The 17,576-nt window shown below is 69.9% G+C and carries 11 protein-coding genes; 3 read left to right on the top strand and 8 right to left on the bottom strand.

All coding sequences use genetic code 11. From position 1 onward, the window contains the following. Positions 1-6 precede the first annotated feature (6 nt). Genes kdpC through kdpF form a run of 4 tightly spaced genes read right to left on the bottom strand, consistent with a single transcriptional unit; the run spans position 7 to position 4,635 of the window. Positions 7-588, bottom strand: a complete 582-nt coding sequence (kdpC, locus tag WMF22_RS07410) for a potassium-transporting ATPase subunit KdpC (RefSeq protein ID WP_438035306.1) — start codon at positions 586-588, stop codon at positions 7-9. A 20-nt stretch (positions 589-608) separates the two neighbouring features. Further along, entirely contained in the window at positions 609-2,807 is a 2,199-nt protein-coding gene (gene kdpB, locus WMF22_RS07405) for a potassium-transporting ATPase subunit KdpB (RefSeq protein WP_438035305.1), read from the bottom strand. Next, positions 2,804-4,546 (bottom strand): potassium-transporting ATPase subunit KdpA, encoded by a 1,743-nt coding sequence (kdpA, locus tag WMF22_RS07400; protein WP_438035304.1) that lies wholly within the window; start codon positions 4,544-4,546, stop codon positions 2,804-2,806. The genes kdpB and kdpA overlap by 4 nt, the downstream gene beginning before the upstream one ends. Continuing rightward, positions 4,543-4,635 (bottom strand): K(+)-transporting ATPase subunit F, encoded by a 93-nt coding sequence (kdpF, locus tag WMF22_RS07395; RefSeq protein ID WP_437869545.1) that lies wholly within the window; start codon positions 4,633-4,635, stop codon positions 4,543-4,545. Before kdpF ends, kdpA begins: the two co-directional genes overlap by 4 nt. Before the next feature lie 796 nt (positions 4,636-5,431). Here kdpF and WMF22_RS07390 point away from each other — a divergent pair. Next, the gene (locus WMF22_RS07390; protein ID WP_438035303.1) at positions 5,432-6,517 is read left to right on the top strand and encodes an FG-GAP repeat domain-containing protein; all 1,086 of its coding nucleotides are present in this window, start codon (positions 5,432-5,434) and stop codon (positions 6,515-6,517) included. A gap of 496 nt (positions 6,518-7,013) precedes the next feature. Next, the gene (locus tag WMF22_RS07385; RefSeq protein ID WP_438035302.1) at positions 7,014-8,228 is read left to right on the top strand and encodes a hypothetical protein; all 1,215 of its coding nucleotides are present in this window, start codon (positions 7,014-7,016) and stop codon (positions 8,226-8,228) included. A gap of 105 nt (positions 8,229-8,333) precedes the next feature. Here WMF22_RS07385 and WMF22_RS07380 read toward each other — a convergent pair whose 3' ends face one another. Beyond that, the gene (locus WMF22_RS07380) at positions 8,334-10,034 is read right to left on the bottom strand and encodes a hypothetical protein (protein WP_438035301.1); all 1,701 of its coding nucleotides are present in this window, start codon (positions 10,032-10,034) and stop codon (positions 8,334-8,336) included. A 389-nt stretch (positions 10,035-10,423) separates the two neighbouring features. On the opposite strand from WMF22_RS07380, the gene WMF22_RS07375 reads away from it, so the two are divergent. Further along, positions 10,424-11,728 carry an ABC transporter substrate-binding protein gene (locus tag WMF22_RS07375; protein WP_438035300.1) on the top strand — a complete coding sequence of 435 codons (1,305 nt, stop codon included), beginning with the start codon at positions 10,424-10,426 and terminating at the stop codon, positions 11,726-11,728. Between the two features lie 219 nt (positions 11,729-11,947). Here the strand turns inward: WMF22_RS07375 and WMF22_RS07370 are convergent, their stop codons facing one another. The 3 genes from WMF22_RS07370 to WMF22_RS07360 form a co-directional block, all read right to left on the bottom strand. Then, on the bottom strand, positions 11,948-14,095 hold the full coding sequence (locus WMF22_RS07370) for a TonB-dependent receptor plug domain-containing protein (RefSeq protein ID WP_438035299.1): 2,148 nt from the start codon (positions 14,093-14,095) through the stop codon (positions 11,948-11,950). Between the two features lie 93 nt (positions 14,096-14,188). Then, complete coding sequence (locus WMF22_RS07365) at positions 14,189-17,038, bottom strand: response regulator (RefSeq protein ID WP_438035298.1); 2,850 nt, start codon at positions 17,036-17,038, stop codon at positions 14,189-14,191. Between the two features lie 5 nt (positions 17,039-17,043). Continuing rightward, positions 17,044-17,505, bottom strand: a complete 462-nt coding sequence (locus WMF22_RS07360; protein ID WP_437298407.1) for a response regulator — start codon at positions 17,503-17,505, stop codon at positions 17,044-17,046. Between the last annotated feature and the right edge of the window lie 71 nt (positions 17,506-17,576).

Genomic DNA, 17,576 nt, shown 5'->3' with positions numbered 1-17,576 from the left:
CTCTCCTCAGCGGGCGCCGTCGAGGGCGAGGTTCAGGAGGAGCACGTTCACGTGGGGCTCGCCGAGGAGGCCGAGCAGGCGCCCCTCGGTGTGCCGCGCGACGAGCCGGCGCACCTCGGCCTCGGAGAGGCCGCGCGCTCGCGCCACGCGCCGCACCTGGTACTCCGCCGCCGCGGGGCTGATGTGGGGATCGAGGCCGCTGCCGGAGGCTGTCACGAGGTCGACCGGCACCGGCGCGGCGCCCTCGGGATCCGCGGCGCGGAGCGCGTCGACCCGGGCCTTGACCGCCTCGACCAGGGCGGGGTTCGTGGGCCCGAGGTTGCTCCCGGCAGAGGCCTGCCCCGCGTAGGGGACAGGGCTCGTCGCCGAGGGGCGGCCCCAGAAGTAGCGCGGCTCGTGCGAGCGGTGGAACGGCTGGCCGAGCAGGGTCGATCCGACCACGCGGCCGCCCCGGAGCACGAGGCTGCCGTTCGCCTGGTGGGGGAACGCGGCCTGCGCGATGGCGGTCGAGAGCAGCGGGTACGCGAACCCCGTGAGGCCGGTGAGGACGAGGAGGAGGACGAGGGCGGGTCGCAGGTGCGCGAGCATGGTGTTCTTTCCTTGGGACCTCAGGCGAAGCCGAGGGCGGAGAGGAGGAGATCGATCCCTTTGATCCCCACGAACGGCACGATGAGCCCGCCGAGGCCGTAGACGAGCAGGTTCCTGCGAAGCATCCGCTCCGCGCCGACGGACCGGTAGCGGATGCCCCGGAGCGCGAGCGGGATGAGCGCGACGATGACGAGCGCGTTGAAGATCACCGCGGAGAGCACGGCGCTCCGCGGCGTGGCGAGCCCCATCACGTTGAGCCGCCCGAGCGCAGGGTACGTCGAGACGAAGGCGGCCGGGATGATGGCGACGTACTTCGCGACGTCGTTCGCCAGGCTGAAGGTCGTCAGCGCGCCCCGCGTCATCAGGAGCTGCTTGCCGATCTCGACGATCTCGATGAGCTTGGTGGGGTTCGAGTCGAGGTCCACCATGTTCCCGGCCTCCTTTGCGGCCTGGGTGCCCGTGTTCATGGCGACCGCGACGTCCGCCTGCGCCAGCGCGGGGGCGTCGTTCGTCCCGTCGCCGGTCATGGCGACGAGCCGCCCGCCCGCCTGGTAGTCGCGGATCATCTTCAGCTTCGCCTCGGGCGTGGCCTGCGCGAGGAAGTCGTCGACGCCGGCCTCGGCAGCGATGGCCGCGGCGGTGAGCGGGTTGTCGCCCGTGATCATCACCGTCTTGATCCCCATGCGCCGGAGATCGCCGAAGCGCTCGTGGATGCCGCCCTTCACGATGTCCTTGAGGTGGATGACGCCCAGCACCTCGCCGCCCTCGGCGACCACGAGCGGCGTGCCACCCTTCCGGGCGATGGCCTCCGTCACCGCGCGCACCGCGGCCGGGACCGCTCCGCCCTTCTCCTTGACGTAAGCCTCGATCGCGTCGAAGGCGCCCTTCCGGATCTCGCGCGCGCCGCTGTCGACGCCGCTCATCCGGGTCTGCGCGGTGAAGGGGACGAAGCGGGCGCCGAGGGTCGAGAGATCGCGCTCGCGCAGGCCGTACCTCTCCTTCGCGAGCACGACGACGCTGCGCCCTTCGGGGGTCTCGTCGGCGAGCGACGCGAGCTGCGCGGCGTCGGCGAGCGCCCTGGCCTCGACCCCGTCCGTCGGGATGAGCTCCGTCGCCTGCCGGTTGCCGAGCGTGATCGTGCCGGTCTTGTCGAGCAGCAGCACGTCCACGTCGCCGGCGGCCTCGACGGCGCGGCCCGACATGGCGATGACGTTCGCCTGGATCATGCGGTCCATGCCGGCGATGCCGATCGCCGAGAGGAGCCCGCCGATCGTCGTCGGGATCAGGCACACGAGCAGCGCCGTGAGCACGGTGATGCTGATCGGGGTCCCCTGCCCTGCCGCCCGGACGCCGAAGACGGAGTACGGCAGCAGCGTCACGGTCGCGAGGAGGAAGACGATGGTGAGCGCGGCGAGCAGGATGTCGAGCGCGATCTCGTTCGGCGTCTTCTTCCGCTTCGCGCCCTCCACCATCGAGATCATCCGGTCGAGGAACGCCTCGCCGGGGTTGGCGGAGATGCGGATGATGAGCCAGTCGGACAGGACGCGCGTCCCGCCCGTGACGGCGCTCCGGTCGCCGCCGCTCTCCCGCACCACCGGGGCGCTCTCGCCCGTGACGGCGCTCTCGTCGACCGACGCGACGCCGACGACGATATCGCCGTCACCGGGGATGATCGCGCCCGCCTCGACGAGCACGAGGTCTCCCTTCCGGAGGCTGGACGCGGACACGGCGACCCGCTCCGCGTCGCGCTCCGGGCGCGCGAGCTTCACGGCCTCGACGTCGCGCCGCGCCTTGCGGAGCGTGTCGGCCTGCGCCTTGCCGCGCCCCTCGGCCACGGCCTCCGCGAAGTTCGCGAAGAGCACGGTGAACCAGAGCCACAGGGAGATGGCGAGGATGAACCCGGCCGGCTCCTCGCCCTCGCGCTCGCTCAAGAGCGCGTGCACGAACAGGGCCGTGGTGAGCGCGCTCCCGGCGAGGACCACGAACATCACCGGATTGCGCGCCTGGTGGCGCGGGTCGAGCTTGCGGAACGCCGCGACGATCGCCGGCTTGACGATCGCCGGGTCGAAGAGCGGCCTCGCCGCGGTCTTCTTCCCCTCCACGTCGCGGGATGGGTGGCGCGGCCTCGGCGGCGGCGACAGCTCGGGGGGCGGGGGCGCGGGGGCGCCGGGCTTGGCCCTGGCGATCGCCTGGCCAGCGGCGTGGAGGTTCATGGTCATCGCGTCATCTCCAGGTGCTCGACGACCGGGCCCAGCGCGAGCGCTGGGACGAACGTGAGCGCTCCGACGAGCAGCACGGTGCCCGTCAGGAGCCCGACGAACAGCGGCGTGTGCGTGGGCAGCGTGCCCGGGCCGGCCGGCACGAGCTTCTTCCTCGCGAGCGAGCCCGCGAGCGCGAGCACGGGGACGATCACGGCGTAGCGGCCGACGAGCATCGCGACGCCGATGGCGGTGTTGTAAAAGGGGCTGTTCGCGCCGAGGCCGCCGAAGGCGCTGCCGTTGTTGTTCGCGCCGGACGAGAACGCATAGAGCACCTCGCTGAACCCGTGCGGCCCCGGGTTGAAGACGCCCATCTGCCCTCCCTCGGTCATCACGGCGATCGCGGTGCCGACGAGGACCGTGATCGCCGGAAAGAGCACGACCAGGGACGCCATCTTCATCTCGAACGCCTCGATCTTCTTGCCCAGGTACTCCGGCGTGCGCCCCACCATCAGGCCGGCCACGAAGACGGCGATGACGACGAACATCAGCATGCCGTAGAGGCCGGAGCCGACGCCGCCGAAGACGACCTCGCCGAGCTGCATCAGCCAGAGGGGCACGAGCCCGCCGAGGGGCGTGAAGGAGTCGTGCATCGCGTTGACGGAGCCGTTCGAGGCCGCCGTGGTGGCGGTCGCCCAGAGGGCGGAGCTGGTGATGCCGAAGCGCGCCTCCTTCCCTTCCATGTTGCCGCCGGCCTGGAGCGCGCTCGCCGCCTGATCGACGCCCAGGGCGGAGAGCGCAGGGTTGCCCGCCTGCTCCGAGGCGACGCATACGACGAGGAGGACAGCGAACATGGCCGTCATCACGGCGAGGACGGCCCAGCCCTGGCGCCTGTCGCCCACCATCCGGCCGAACGTGTGGCACAGCGCGGCGGGGATGAGCAGGATCGCGAGCATCTCGAGGAAGTTCGAGACGGCCGTGGGGTTCTCGAACGGGTGCGCCGAGTTCACGTTGAAGAACCCGCCGCCGTTGGTCCCGAGCTGCTTGATCGCGATCTGCGACGCTGCAGGCCCCATCGGGATCACCTGATGAACGACCGCGCTGCCGCCCTGGTCCTTGACGGCCTGGAGCAGCGACGCGCTCTGGTACCCGCCGAAGCCCTGCACGACCCCCTGGGACACGAGGAGGACGGCGAGCAGGAGCGAGAGCGGCAGGAGGATGTAAAGGGTGCTCCGGACGAGATCGACCCAGAAGCTCCCGACGGTATCCGCCGTCTTCCGCGTGATCCCGCGGATCAGCGCGACGAGCACGGCCATTCCGGTCGCGGCGGACACGAAGTTCTGCACGGTGAGCCCGGCCATCTGCGTCAGGTAGCTGAGCGTCGACTCGCCGCCGTACGCCTGCCAGTTCGTGTTGGAAGCGAAGCTCGCGGCGGTGTTGAACGCGAGATCGGGCGGGACGCCGGCCATGCGTTCGGGGTTCAGCGGCAGGACGCCCTGGAGTCGCTGGAGGGCATAGAGGACGAGGAGCCCGGCCAGGTTGAACGCGAGCGCCGCAAAGGCGTAGTCCTTCCAGCGCATCTCCTGATCGGGACGCACGCCCGCGGCGCGGTAGACGAGCCGCTCGAGCGGCCCGAGGACGCTGGCCATGAGGCCGCGCTCGCCCCGGTAGACCCGCGCCATGTACGTGCCGAGCGGGACGGAGAGGCCGATGAGGACGGCGAGGTAGAGCGCTGGTTGAAGCGCGCCGCTGGCGGTCATGACAGGCGCTCCGGCTTGAGGAGGGCGAAGATCAGGTAAAACAGGAGCCCCAGGGCGAGTGTGCCCGAGATCCAGGTGAACGCGATCATGGCGCTCAGACCCTTTCACAGAGCTGGATGAGCCCTGCAAACAGCAAAAAACAGGTGACTGTCAGTCCCAGGTAGACCATGTCCATGGCGACCTCATCGGGGCCATCGGACGCCGCGGCGCCCGCGCCGACCGAGCGGGACAGAACGTAGTCCCGCGCGGGTCAAGGGACCGTCAAACTGAGGGGGCCCCTCGTCAAGAAAGTATCAAGACGGCGGGATCGCGCCGCAGGGTGCTCGGCGAGCTCATGGCGGTGCTCCGTCGGTCGCTGTCTCCGTCGACCATGGCGACAAGGTAGCCCTCGCCCCGTCAAGATCTCCTCAATGCGCGCCCTGCCGGCGTAAAAAACGCGTTGATGAGGTTCTCGGCCGTCGCCAGGGCACAGGCGTCACGCCCGCCCTGGCGCCCGGCGCGAGGCCCACGCGCTCCCTCCGCTCCTGTCTTGACGATCTCTTGACGGTGCCCGACCGCCTCTTGACGGCTTCTTGACGCTGGCGGGCCTAGCTTTGCGCGCGTCATGCAGAACAGGCCACCACTCTTCGGCATCCCCACGTACCGCGATGGCGCTTGCGTGGCGCAATGAGGCTCGGGTGGCGTCGTCGAGCGCGTTACACCATATTTGATAATGTCGTCGTAGCCCACCGCCCGGCACGAGCGGTCGCAGGTGAGAGATGCTTGCGTGGCCACCGCGGCGCACAGCGTGCGGCTGGAGCAACGACACAATCTTCGCGCATCGGCCATTCTGGCAAGTATCGACAGCCTAGAGCCCGTGCACGAACGCAAAAAGAAGGCAGGGGCATGCGACTCGTCACGTTGGCCAATCTCACGAGCACAATTCCTGCAATATGTGCCATGTTTGCCTGCGCGGATGGCGCCGAGCGCGAAGCCAATGGCCTGCGTTCCGAAGGCCAGAGTCCATCGCCCGGCGTGGCGGCGCAGCGGTTGGACGGCAACAGGTGGAAGGCCATCTACCCGGCCGATTTCAACCGCGACGGTATGGCGGACGCGCTCTGGAACAATGCCGGACAGAACCTGATGGCCGTGTGGCTGATGAACGACAGCCAGCTCCTGGCGCCGGGTCCGAACATCCCCGGACCGATCGGCGACGGGTGGGAGGCGATTTCGGCTGGTGATTTCGACCACGACGGCATGGCGGACGTGTTCTGGTACAACAGCCCACAGAACCTGTTGGCTATATGGCTGATGAAAGGCAGCCAGCTCCTTGCACCGGGGCCGATCATCCCCGGACCGCTCGGCGACAGGTGGGCGGCCGTGACGAGCGCTGCCGACTTCAACTTTGACGGGATGAATGACGTGGTTTTGAACAACCCCCGACAGAATCTGGCGACCGTGTGGCTGATGAACGGCACCCAGCTGCTCGCGCCGGGTCCGAACATCCCCGGACCGATCGGAGACGGGTGGATCGCCTCGACAACGGCCGACTTCAACTCCGACGGTATGGCGGACATACTCTGGAACAATGCCGCACAGAACCTGATGGCTGTGTGGCTGATGAACGGCACCGAGCCGCTCGCGCTGGGTCCGAACATCCCCGGACCGATCGGAGACGGATGGGTCACCATCACGGCGCTCGACTTCAACTTCGACGGCATGGCGGACGTGCTGTGGCATAACGCCGCACAGAACCTGATGGCCGTGTGGCTGATGAACGACAGCCAGCTCCTTGCGCCGGGTCCGAACATCCCAGGACCGATCGGCGATGGGTGGGTGCCCGCGTCGGGCGTGGCCGATTTCAACTTCGATGGCATGGCGGACGTGCTATGGGGCAACGCCGAACAGGACCTGATGGCCGTGTGGCAGATGAACGGCAGCCAGCTCCTCGCGCCGGGTCGGAACATCCCCGGACCGCTCGAAGGCGACTAGCGCTGCTGCGGGAAGTCGGGCCAGGAAGCGACCGCCATGACGCCAAGGGCGCCAAGGAACCAGGGGAATAGGAGGGAAATGCAGGAACAGCCCTTCCCCTCGCCTCTTGGCGCCATGGCGTTTTTTCTGCTGATCCGGGGCAACTTCCCACAGTGGCGCTAGGTGCTCTGCGAGGTCACACAAGCAACCGAGCATGTTCCGGTAGGGTTCGCAGGGTCAGGCGGTCCGGGCGGTGAACGCATCCACCGTGCTTTGCGCCGGACCTGGGCGCGGCGCCACCTGCGCGCCCACACGGCCAATCCCCGCTTCTTGCATCCATGGTCGTCGGAGATGCATGCGATGCACAACGAGCCGGTCGCGCCCCTGGATCCAGGGTGCTCGCCGCGTTTGCGCGATGGTTCCGGGAGGCCGAGGGAGCGCATCGGCTCCCCGGCGCTCTCCACGCCTGAACGGCTCCGTCTCTTCGCTGCTCTGATCGCAACCCAGGGGAGTGAACATGTTCGTTCCTGACGTGAAGCGCGTGCTCGCCACGGCGATGCTGCTCGTTCCATCCATCACTTGCGTGAGCCCGCGCGAGGCGTCCGAGGTGCCCGAGCGCGCGGACAGCGGCGTGCGAGCCGGGGTCGGCGAGGCCCGGCAACCCCTGTGTTTTGGTCAGACGATCACGAACGTCCTCCTTCTACCGGAGACGTTCCACTGGGAGGATGCCGCCCACCTGCTCCGCGTGGCGGAGGGGTTCGGCCCGCGGACCCTCAGCGTCTCCGTGTCGGCGAGCGTCTCGCCGGCGGTGCGCGTGCTGAGCACCACCGCGCCCAGGGTGCCCCCGCCCCGGCCCGTGGCGCGCCCACGGGACAGTCGCGCACCCAACGACCTCTGGCCCTTGCCGGCGCTGTCGGAGGACGAGCCGTTCGGGTTCTTCCAGCCCTTCCCGGGCGCGCCGGGCGGCCTACCGGGCGGCGACGATATCTGGGGCCCTCAGCCATCGACGGGAATGCCGGGCAGCGGCGGCGGCTGGAGCTATCAGCCCGCGCCGGGCATGCCGGGCGGCGGCACCTGGGGTCCTCAGCCTTCCTCGGCCACGTGGGGCGGCGACACGTCCCCGGGCGCCCAGCCCACACCGGGCCCGCTGGACGATTGCGTGCCGTCGGACGACCAGATCACCAGGGCGGTCGGCTTCGACGTGAGCGCGACCGTCGCGCTCGACGCGACCTCGGTCCTGTTCGTGCCCACGGCCGCGCTCGCGCGGGTCTCGGCCTATCCGGTGTACCAGCAATACACCTGGGATATCGTCAGCACCGCCGGCTGGAACCGGGAGACTCATGCAGCAGAGACCGTCGTCGTGGGATCTGGCATCGCCTACAGGCCGATCGGGGTCTATTTCGATACCGACCTCATCTATGATCTGGCCGCGATCGGCGGCGGTCTGATCGACCCGGGCCCGTACGTGGACCCCGGCGGCACCGGCGGCGCGGGCAACGGCTCGACCCCCGGTGAAGACGAGGCCAGCGGCGTCGGGACCACCGGCGTCGCGGCCACCGCCGCGGCCACCGGCACGGGCACGGGAGCCGGCGCTGGCGGCCCCGGCGATGCGGGAGCCGGCACCGGTGGCCGCGACGGCGCGGGCGGCGCTGGCGCCAACGGCGGCGCGGGCGGCGCTGGCGCCAACGGCGGCGCGGGCGGCGCGGGTGGTCCTTGGATCATCGATCCGTAGACCGCCGGCAGCGCCGGCGCTTCAGGTGGGGCGGCCGGCACCGGCAGCGGGGGCTCGCAAAGCGGCCGAGCTCGGCGATCCGGCGCGCCGCCCAGCGCGCCGTCCCTACCGCGCCGCCCGCGCGATCTCGTCGGCCGCGCGCGCCCTCTCCTCCGCCGACTTCGACAGCGGCCCCGTGAGGAGCGCCTGCGCCTCGCGGAAGCGCGCCGCCACGTCGGACCAGTAGCTCGCCTCCGCGCCCTGCGGGGCGGCGATCTGCTTGATGAGCGCCGCGTCGTACGCCGCGATGCCCGCGTACGCCGAGGCGGGCTTCGCGCGGGCCACCCAGTCGAGCGCCGCGAGGTCGCCCAGGCCGAGGCCCGCGAGCGGCGCCCGCCGCATCATGAGCGCCGCGTCCTCGGGGCCGTTGCGCAGGCCGAGCGCGACAGCGAGCAGCGCCGTCGCCTCGGCGGGGCGCGGGGTGTCCTTGGGCCACGCCGCGAGCAGCGCGGTCGCCTGATCGAAGTCCACGGCCCGCCAGTACAGCCGGCCGAGCTCGAGCCGCGCCCTCGCATAGAGGAGCCTCGACTCGGGCGAGAGCTGCGCTGTGCGCAGCGCCGCGCGGTGCTGGAGCGGGACGCCCCGGCCGAGCAGGACGCGCAGGAGCTCGGGCCGCGCCGCCGCCTCGGGCGCGATCAGGCGGCCCGCGTAGTACGTCGGCAGCCGGGCCGCGAGCCGCTCGACGGCCGACGAGGGAGGGGCGCCCGCCGCGAGCGGCGGCAGCTCGAGCGCGTCCAGCGCGTCGACGCGCCGGCCGCCGTAGAGGCGGGAGAGCATCTCGCGCGCGCCGTCGACGCGGGCGTCGCGGAGGACGCCGACCGCAGAGAGCTCGCGCAGGCCGACGAGCGCGGCGTCGCGGCCGCGGGCCTTCCAGGGATCGAGCAGCTGATCGAGCTCGCCGTAATAGACGTTCGCGAGCTCGGCGTCCTTCCGCATGGCGTCCGGCAGCGGCGCGGACCGGACCGCCTCGACGAGCCGCATGTCGGCCCGCCCGGACTCCACGGCGACGATGCCCTTCGCGTAGAACGGAAGCTCGACGCCGCGCCGCCCGAGATCCTCGATCGCCCGGGCCTGCTCCGTCACCCACGCGAAGAGCGGCCCCTTGGTGAACGCGAGGACGCGCTGGACATCGTAGGGCGGCCGCAGCGTGGGCGGCTCGGTCGCGGTGCGCGCGAGCCGGGCGGAGAGCGTCAGGCCGAGCAGCACCTGGTAGAGGTCGCCCCGGAGCGCGGCGGGCGGCGCTTCGAGGAGCGGCACGGCGATGGCGTCGCCGCAGGTGATGGGCGCGAGCTCGGCCCGGAGCGCGCGCGCGAGACCCGCCTCGAGGCCCGCGCACGCCTCGACGCCCGCGAGCCGCGCGTCGCGCTTCGCCGCGTCGTCCTCGGCGAGCGCGGCGTCGAGCGCCTCGATCGCGCCCTGTGCGTCGTCGCAGGGCTGCGCCGGCGCGACGGCGGCGCGCCGCACGAACGCCTCGCAGGCGCGCGGCGCGGCGGGCACGCCGGCAGGCGCCGGCGGGACCAGCGCGGTCTTCGGATCGAAGGGCGCCGGCTTCAGGATCGGGAGCCACTCGTCCTTGAGCGTGCCGTGGACGGCGAAGGCCTCCTCCTCCGGGAGCGGCGCCGGCGGCGGGGCCGCCGGGCGGCCGTCGCCCGGCGAGACCGGCGCGTTCGGCGCGGGCGGAGGCGCCCCGGCGCAGGCCGCGAGGGAGAGCCCGAGCGCGGCGGCGAGGGCGTTGAAGGCGAAGTGCGAGCGAAGGTGGGAGGGCATCACGTCTCCTTGGACACGGGCGGTCCGCAAAGGTTTCGCGGACGAGCGGCGGGCGTCCATCACAATCCGAGCGCGGGCGCAACCCGGGCGCCGCCCACGGAACGACGCCGCGGCCGGCGCCCCACCCGGGGCCCCTCTCTCTCGGTCACGCGCTCACCACGGCCCGACAGCCGCGTTCGACGAACATCGATCGCACAACGCAAACAGCGAACCTTGTGGTGTGCATCGCACCCACGGCCCTTGACAGCTCCGTCCTCAATGCGATGTCATCGTCTCGAAGGACAACCATGTACACTGGGATGCCTACCGTTCGGGACTGCCTCCATCGAGCCGGCGCGTGGCTGGGTGCTCGCGGGCGACGCACGCGCTGTATGGAGACCGGGCTGATTGTGGGACTCGCGTCCCTGCTCTCGGCGTCCTGCTCGTCGACGGCGCCCGATGAGCCCGATGAGCCCGAGAACGCCATCAGAATCGGGGCCCTCCTCCCCTTCTCCGGGAGCGAGTCGGCCATCGGCCGCAACCTCGAGCAAGCCATGTTGCTCGCGGTCGAAGACGTGACCGCGGCGGGGGGGCTCGAAGGGAGGCCGTTCGACATCGTGAGCCGAGACAGCCATTCGAGCCAGGACCGCGGGCTCGACCAGCTGCTCTCGCTGATCTACACGGATGATGTCCGTTACCTGGTAGGACCCGAAGAGAACGAGCTCGCCCGCGACATCGCGATCGAGGTGAAGAAGGAGGACCTCCTCCACATGCTGCCGAGCTATGCCGCGCCCTCCATCGCGCGCCGCGAGGACGACGGCGGCAGGGTGAGGCTCGCCCCTTCCCCGCTCGGCATCGGCTGCGCGCTCGCGAAGACCATCGTCAGCGAGGGTGTCCGCACTGCCAATAGCCTCTCCGCGCGGGACGACTACAACACCGCCGTCAGCACCGAGTTCACGACCCATTTCGCGGCGCTCCAGGGCAGGATCCTCCCCTCGGTGACGTTCAAGCCGGGCGCACAGACGTACAAGGACAAGATCAACGCCGCCTTCAACCCAGAACGGACGGCCGGCCGCACGCTGCTGGCCGCCTATCCGTCCGCCGCCTCGACCATCGTGACCGAATGGACCGTCCACGGGCGCCCGGGCAGGTGGCTCCTCGGCCCTGCGTTGCACACCGAGGTGTTCCTCGCCAACATCCCTCAAGGCACCCTCGACGACAACTCCTATGGGATCTCGCCCTCGCTCAGCCTGCGGAGCGAGTGCAGCCCCGACCCCGACGACCCAGCCGGGGAGGCGCTCAGCTGCACGCGCTGGAACGCCGAAGCCTTCACCTATCACTTCTCCCGCCGGTGGAACCACGAGGTGCCGTTCCCCGCGGCGCACTTCTATTACGACGGCGTCGTCCTCATCGCGATGGGCCTCGTGTACGGGTACGCCACCACCGGGCAGATCATCACGTCCGGGAACGAGCTGCGGCAGAAGATCCTCGAGCTCAACGACCCCAAGAACGACGTGGCCGTGTGGTGGGATCTGAAGGCCGCGATGGCCAAGCTCCGCGCGGGGACCCCGCTCCGCTACATCGGGGCGGCCGCCGAATACGAGTTCGACACCTACGGGGCGAGCCAGAATCACATCATGCAAAAGTGGACCATCCAAGGCGACAAGTTCGTCGATGGCGACCCCTTTGACGCCAAGTGCATCGTCCAGCAGTGAGCTGGAGCGACAAACGGGTTGAAACCACAAGAAAGAGCAGGAATTTCACAGGGAGGCGGGGAGGCGGGGAGCGAGAGACGGCAAGAGGGAGAAGTTCATTTTCTTCTTCCTCCCCGCCTCCTCGCCTCCCTGTGAAAATTCTCCGGGCTTCAACGTGATCGGTACTCTAGCGGCTGAGCCCGTATCCCACGAATCTGCTCCCCGCTATAGAGCGGCAGCTCAGTAGCGGTGTCGTAGCTCGAAGAAGATCTCGCGCGGCGCGAGCGGGTACTCGAAGCCCGAGAAGCCGGGATCCGGGCCGAAGGTGCCGAGGATGTTCTTGGCGCGCACGGCCAGGGTCGTCTCGTGCCCCGGGATGATCCACAGGTTGCGCGCGACCAGGCTGGCGTTCCACCTGAGGTACGTGGGCAGCTCGAACGCGCCGCCCTTCTCCAGGGTGCTCGCCTCCGCGGACCGCCGGGGCCCGACGAGGATCCCTTGCGTCGAGAGCTCCAGCGGCACGGAGCTCGGCGACGGCAGCTTCACATAGGCGCCGGCGCGGGCGATCCAGCTCGGGTAGGCGACCATCGACGAGCCGACCAGATCCGCCTGGTACCCCACCTGGCCGGAGTCCCGGGTGGAGTGCACGGTCTCGAACGACCCGTAGCCCCCGAAGGCGTCGCCGCGCCGCAGCTCGGCGCGGGTCGCCCAGATCAAGGACTTCTGGCTGGCGACGTTCAGGGCCGTCTGGTTGATGCCCCGCGGGACGAACTCCGCCTTGTCGTTCAAGAGGCTGTACGACACCCCCGTGCTCGCCGTGGCCCAGACGGCAGGCCTCCACGTCAGCTCCGCGTCCACGGTGTGGATGAGCTGAGGCGACAGCCGCTCGTTCCCGATCACGTCGCCCGGCACGAGGGGCTCGGCGAAGAGCAGATACGGGGAAGGCGCCTTGAAGGCGCTGCCGTACAGCAGCTTGGCCACGACCGTCTTTCCCAGGTGCGAGGTCGCCCCGAACCGACCGGTCAGCTGATTGCCATACTTGCTGTGGTGATCGTAGCGGAGCCCGCCCGTGACCTTCAGCCACGGATCGAGCACCTTGAGGTTGGCGCTAAGGAGCGCACCGACGTCGAAGAGCTCGGCCGATTGCTGCTCCCGCTCCGGCGAGCCGAAGGACTGCCCCGACTCCTTGGTGACCCGGCGGAAGGACGGCAGGTCCTCCTTGTCGTAGACGGACTCCAGATTCAATATCAGGTTGAATCGGTCCCACGGCATCCACCGGGCCTCGACGCTCGCGTCCACGCCGCGATACGCCATGCGCCGCTCGATGTAGTACCAGCCGCCGGCGACGTCGATGCGATCGTCCGGCAGGACGCCCCCCTGGAAGTACATCCCCTGCACCGCGAACGCGAGCTCCCGGTTCAGCTGGTAAAGCCCGTCGACCGCCACGCGACGCTGCTGGAGGCTGATCACCGTGCCGGCACGGTTCCCCTCGTCGTCCGTACCGCCGGTGAGCTGTGCCCATTGCGCAAAATCCCCGCCGCGCCGGAGGCCTGACCAGTACGCGCTGAGCCTGAGGTGGTGCCCACGCTCGGGATGGCGAAACCCGATGCGCGCCCCGACGACCCCCGACATCCGCTCGAGGTTCTGGGCGTCCAGGCGCCCCGCGTTGTAGGGCGGGATGAGGGGAGCCGGGGACTGGGTAGGCATCTCCAGGCCGCTTCGATCGTCGAGCTCCCCCGCGGCCGTCAGCATCATCTCGAAGCGGTCGGTGAACATGCCGCCCACGAGGTCGAAACGGCCGCGCGGGTGGTCCCTCGTCACGCCGACCTGCACCGTGCCGTCGACGAAGGGGATGTCCTCCGGATCGAGGGTGATGATGTTGACGACCCCGAGGAACGCATCGGCGCCATAGAGCGCCGACGCCGGACCACGGACGATCTCGATCTGCTTGATGGCCGACAGCGGGATCAGCTCCGTGCCCAGCCAGTTGCCGCTGGTGGTCCGGAACGCCGCCGATCGGCCGTTGATCATCACCTTGATCCCGCCGCTCTCGGCCCCCAGCCCGCCCGTCATCCCCTGCACGCCGGCGTTCGGCAGGATGTGGTCGTCGATGAGATAGAACCCGACGACGTGCTGCAGCACCTCGCCGACGCTCGTGTATCCCCAGCGCTGGATCTCTTCCGCGGTGATCGCCGTCATGATGGCGGGCGCGTCGTCGAGGGTCTCCAGCGTCTTGGTGGCCGTGGACACCTCGACGTCGAGCAGCCTCAGGAGGTCGACGTCCTCGAGCGCGTCGTTCCGGCGCTCACCCCCCACCGCCTTCGGCGCTCCCGGCGCCGTCGCGGTCGTCGGCTGGGCCCATGCGAGACCGGGGATCGAAGCGATCACCAGCGCGACCATCCACCTGGTTTCGAGTGAGGCAAGCATCATGCGGGTTCAGTGGGCTCCAGACATTCGTCCATCATCGGTTCGGCGCGATCGTCACGTCGCCTTGGCGGTCGCGGCGAGCTCCTCCTTCAGGGCAGCGCTCACGGAGTCGAACTCGTCACGTAGCCGCGCGAGGTCGCCCGCCTGCGGCAGCTCGCCTTGACCCGCGGCGAGCTGCATCTTCTCCGCCAGCTCCGCGACGCGCGTCGCGCCGATCGAGAGCATGCTGCCCTTCAGCTTGTGAGCGTTCGCCTTGATCTCTGCAGCCACGGCGCTCCGGATGACCCCCTCCAGGCCGTCGAGCTGCGCCGGCACGTTCTTGAGGACGAGCTCGATGAGCTTCCGCGAGCGCGGGACCTCCGGGTCGAGCACCGGCGCGCACGCCGCCTCCAGCTCGGGGGCGGAAGGAGACGGCGACGACCCGGGCTCGTCCCGGCTCAGGACCACGTGCCGCCACAGGGTCTTCTGCAGAGATTGAGGGCGCACCGGCTTGGCCAGATAATCGTCCATCCCCGCCGCGAGCACCCGGTCCCGCTCGCCGACGAGCGCGTGCGCCGTCAGCGCGATGATCACCGTGTGGCGGTTCCTCGAGCGCTCCCAGGCGCGGATCTCCTGGGTGGCGGTGTACCCGTCCATCACGGGCATCTGGCAATCCATGAGCACGGCGACATACCGCTTTCGCTTGACGCACTCGAGCGCCTCCTGGCCGTTGCACGCGGTCTCCACGCGCAGGCCCAGCTGCTCGACCTGCTCCATCGCCACGTAGCGGTTGATCTCGTTGTCATCGACGACCAGCACGGGGAGCTTGCTCGCGATCTTACCCGGCTCCGCGCCGGGCTTGCTAGGCGGCGGGGTCGAGGCGCCCGTGAGCGCGCTCTGCAGCGTGTTGTACAGCTCGGAGACGCGGAGCGGCTTGGGGAGCTGCGTGACCATGCTGGAGTCCATCCCGCTGAGCGTCACGCTCGATCCCATGTGATAGAGCGCCACCACGGGCAACGTCTGCAGCGCCGGGACCGACTGGATCGTCCTGAGGAACGCCTCGAGGCCGAGATCGTCCATCTGGACGCCGACGACGGCGGCGCTGAACGGCCGCTTCTCCAGCACCGCGAGCTCGAGCCGGTTGATCGCGTCCCTCCCGGAGGCCGCGGACTCGGCGTCGAAGCCCCAGGCCACCAGGTGCTCCACCACGACGTCGCGCCAGCTCCTGCTGTTCTCCACCACGAGCGCGCGGCGCCCGCTCGCCCACTCGGCGGAGCGGATCTGCTCGCCTCCGGCCGTGACGCCGACCCTGATCGTGAACCAGAACCGGCTGCCCTGCCCCGGCGTGCTGTCGAGGCCGACCTCGCCGCCCATGACCTCGACGAGGCGCTTGCTGATCGCGAGCCCGAGGCCCGTGCCGCCGTGCTTGCGGACCAGCGAGCCGTCCACCTGCGAGAAGGCCGCGAAGAGCTTCTTCTGGTCGTCGGGCGCGATGCCGGGGCCGGTGTCCACCACGGAGAGCTTGATGAGCGCCGTGGCCTTGTCCTGCTGCGAGGTCGAGGCGTCGATCAGCACCTCTCCGCGATCGGTGAACTTGATCGCGTTGCCGACCAGGTTGGTGAGCACCTGGCGGAACCGGTCGGGATCGCCCACGACGCCCGTCGGGACGCGGCGCTCGACGCGGTACACGAGCTCGAGGCCCTTCTCGTGCGCCTGGCTCGCCATCAGCTCCGCGACCTCCTGGATGACGAGGCGCAGATCGTAGGAGACGTGCTGCGCCACGTACTTGCCGGCCTCGAGCTTCGAGAAGTCGAGCACGTCGTTGATGATCGACATCAACGTGTTGGCGGAAGCGTCGACGGTCTCCACGTAACGCCGCATCTTGCCGTCGAGCGACTGGTTCTGCATGAGCCGGATGACCCCGAGGATGCCGTTCATCGGCGTCCGGATCTCGTGGCTCATGTTGGCGAGGAACTCGCTCTTCATCCGGGACGCCTCGAGCGCCTGCTCGGTCTTCACGCGCAGCTCCTCGAACGCCTGCTCGTTCGCCTCGACCATGCTGTTGAAGGCCGCTCCGAGCAGCTCGAGCTCGTCGCCGCTCGTGATCTGCACGCGCTCCCACTTCTTCCGATCCACGATCGGCGATTCGGTCGGCGGCGCGCTCGAGCGGAGCCCGGTGGCGATGGCCCCCGCCGCCGTGCGCAGCGCGAGCAGCGGCTCGGTGATGTGGACAGCGACCCGCTTGACGAGGAAATAACTGGCCGCCCCGCTGCCGAGGATCAGCGCCACGATCAGGCCGAGCGTGGTCACGAGCCGGTTCGCGGCGAGGTCCCGGGCCTGGACCATCCGCTCGACGACGCTCCTCGTGCTGATGCCGTAGATCACGGTCCCGGCGTGGGTCCCCTCCGAGAGGACCGGGGCCGCGACCTCGAGGACGTCATCCCCGCCCAGGGGGTTCTGCCGCCGCCGCAGCACGAGCCGGGACGGGTGCGTGGTGCTGATCCCGAGGGACTCCATGTCCGCCGCGGTGAAGCTCGGCGCCGCCGGGCTGGGCGCGTCCTTCGAGGCGGGCACCCGGGCCAGGCCGCTCGCCGCCCAGACCCGGTTCTCCGCGTCGAAGAACAACCCGTAGGCGATGTCGTTGTTCTCCGAGACGGTCTGGTGAATGAGCGCCTTGACATCCCCGAAGAGGTTGTCCGCCACCAGGCTGCGCAGGGCCAGCGCCTGATTGAAGCCGAGCAGGCGCGCCTTCTCTTCCAGACCGCTCAGGAGCTCCTGCTCACGCTTGGCCTGGACCGCGCGATCCGTCGAATAGATGAGCGCGCCGCTCGCGAGCAGCGTGGTGCCCCCGAGCAGCAGCAGCGCGCCCAGGATCAGGCGCAGCAGCTTGATGCGGAGCGAGCCGTGGGTGTTCGGGGTTGCCATGCACTCTACTTTGGACGCCTCATCGACGGCGGCGGGTTAGAGGAGGACGACGCCGCGGAAGACCCCGCAGACGAAGGCGGCGGCGGGCTGGTCTTCCCGACGCGCGACGCCACCGCGCGCTCGACCGCCGGCGCCAGCGCGACGTGCAGCTTCGCCTTCGAGACGATGCCGTCGGCGCCGACCTTCTCGCCGATCGCGCTCAGCTTGTCGATATCACAGCTGGAGACGAGGACGATACCCAGGTTCGAGAGCTGCGCGTTGTCGCGGAGCAGCTTCGCCAGCTTGTCGCCGTTGATGGTCGGCATGTTGATGTCGAGCGCGACCACGGAGATCTTGTCTCGCTTGATGACCGCCGTCGCGCCGATGGGCGTGGCGAGCTCGACCACATCGAAGCCGGCCTTGACCAGGACGGCGCGCATCGCCTCGCGAGCGATCTCGTCGTCATCGATCACGAGCACCCGGATCATGACGACGCGCTCCAGGGACGGCAGCTACGCGCGCGACGCTCTCCACGCGACGAGCAGATGGCAGGCGAGCC

This window comes from Sorangium sp. So ce204, assembly GCF_051526795.1.
Classification (GTDB): Bacteria; Myxococcota_A; Polyangia; order Polyangiales; family Polyangiaceae; genus Sorangium; species Sorangium cellulosum_B.
The sequence above is the reverse complement of the archived record's forward strand: the minus strand, read 5'-3'. Positions and strand labels throughout refer to the sequence as shown.

Excerpts from the sequence above, each read along its gene's own strand:
- kdpC (WP_438035306.1), bottom strand. The coding sequence starts at position 588 with ATGCTCGCGCACCTGCGACCCGCCCTCGTCCTCCTCCTCGTCCTCACC.
- kdpB (WP_438035305.1), bottom strand. The coding sequence starts at position 2,807 with ATGACCATGAACCTCCACGCCGCTGGCCAGGCGATCGCCAGGGCCAAG.
- kdpA (WP_438035304.1), bottom strand. The coding sequence starts at position 4,546 with ATGACCGCCAGCGGCGCGCTTCAACCAGCGCTCTACCTCGCCGTCCTC.
- kdpF (WP_437869545.1), bottom strand. The coding sequence starts at position 4,635 with ATGATCGCGTTCACCTGGATCTCGGGCACACTCGCCCTGGGGCTCCTG.
- WMF22_RS07390 (WP_438035303.1), top strand. The coding sequence starts at position 5,432 with ATGCGACTCGTCACGTTGGCCAATCTCACGAGCACAATTCCTGCAATA.
- WMF22_RS07385 (WP_438035302.1), top strand. The coding sequence starts at position 7,014 with ATGTTCGTTCCTGACGTGAAGCGCGTGCTCGCCACGGCGATGCTGCTC.
- WMF22_RS07380 (WP_438035301.1), bottom strand. The coding sequence starts at position 10,034 with ATGCCCTCCCACCTTCGCTCGCACTTCGCCTTCAACGCCCTCGCCGCC.
- WMF22_RS07365 (WP_438035298.1), bottom strand. The coding sequence starts at position 17,038 with ATGGCAACCCCGAACACCCACGGCTCGCTCCGCATCAAGCTGCTGCGC.
- WMF22_RS07360 (WP_437298407.1), bottom strand. The coding sequence starts at position 17,505 with ATGATCCGGGTGCTCGTGATCGATGACGACGAGATCGCTCGCGAGGCG.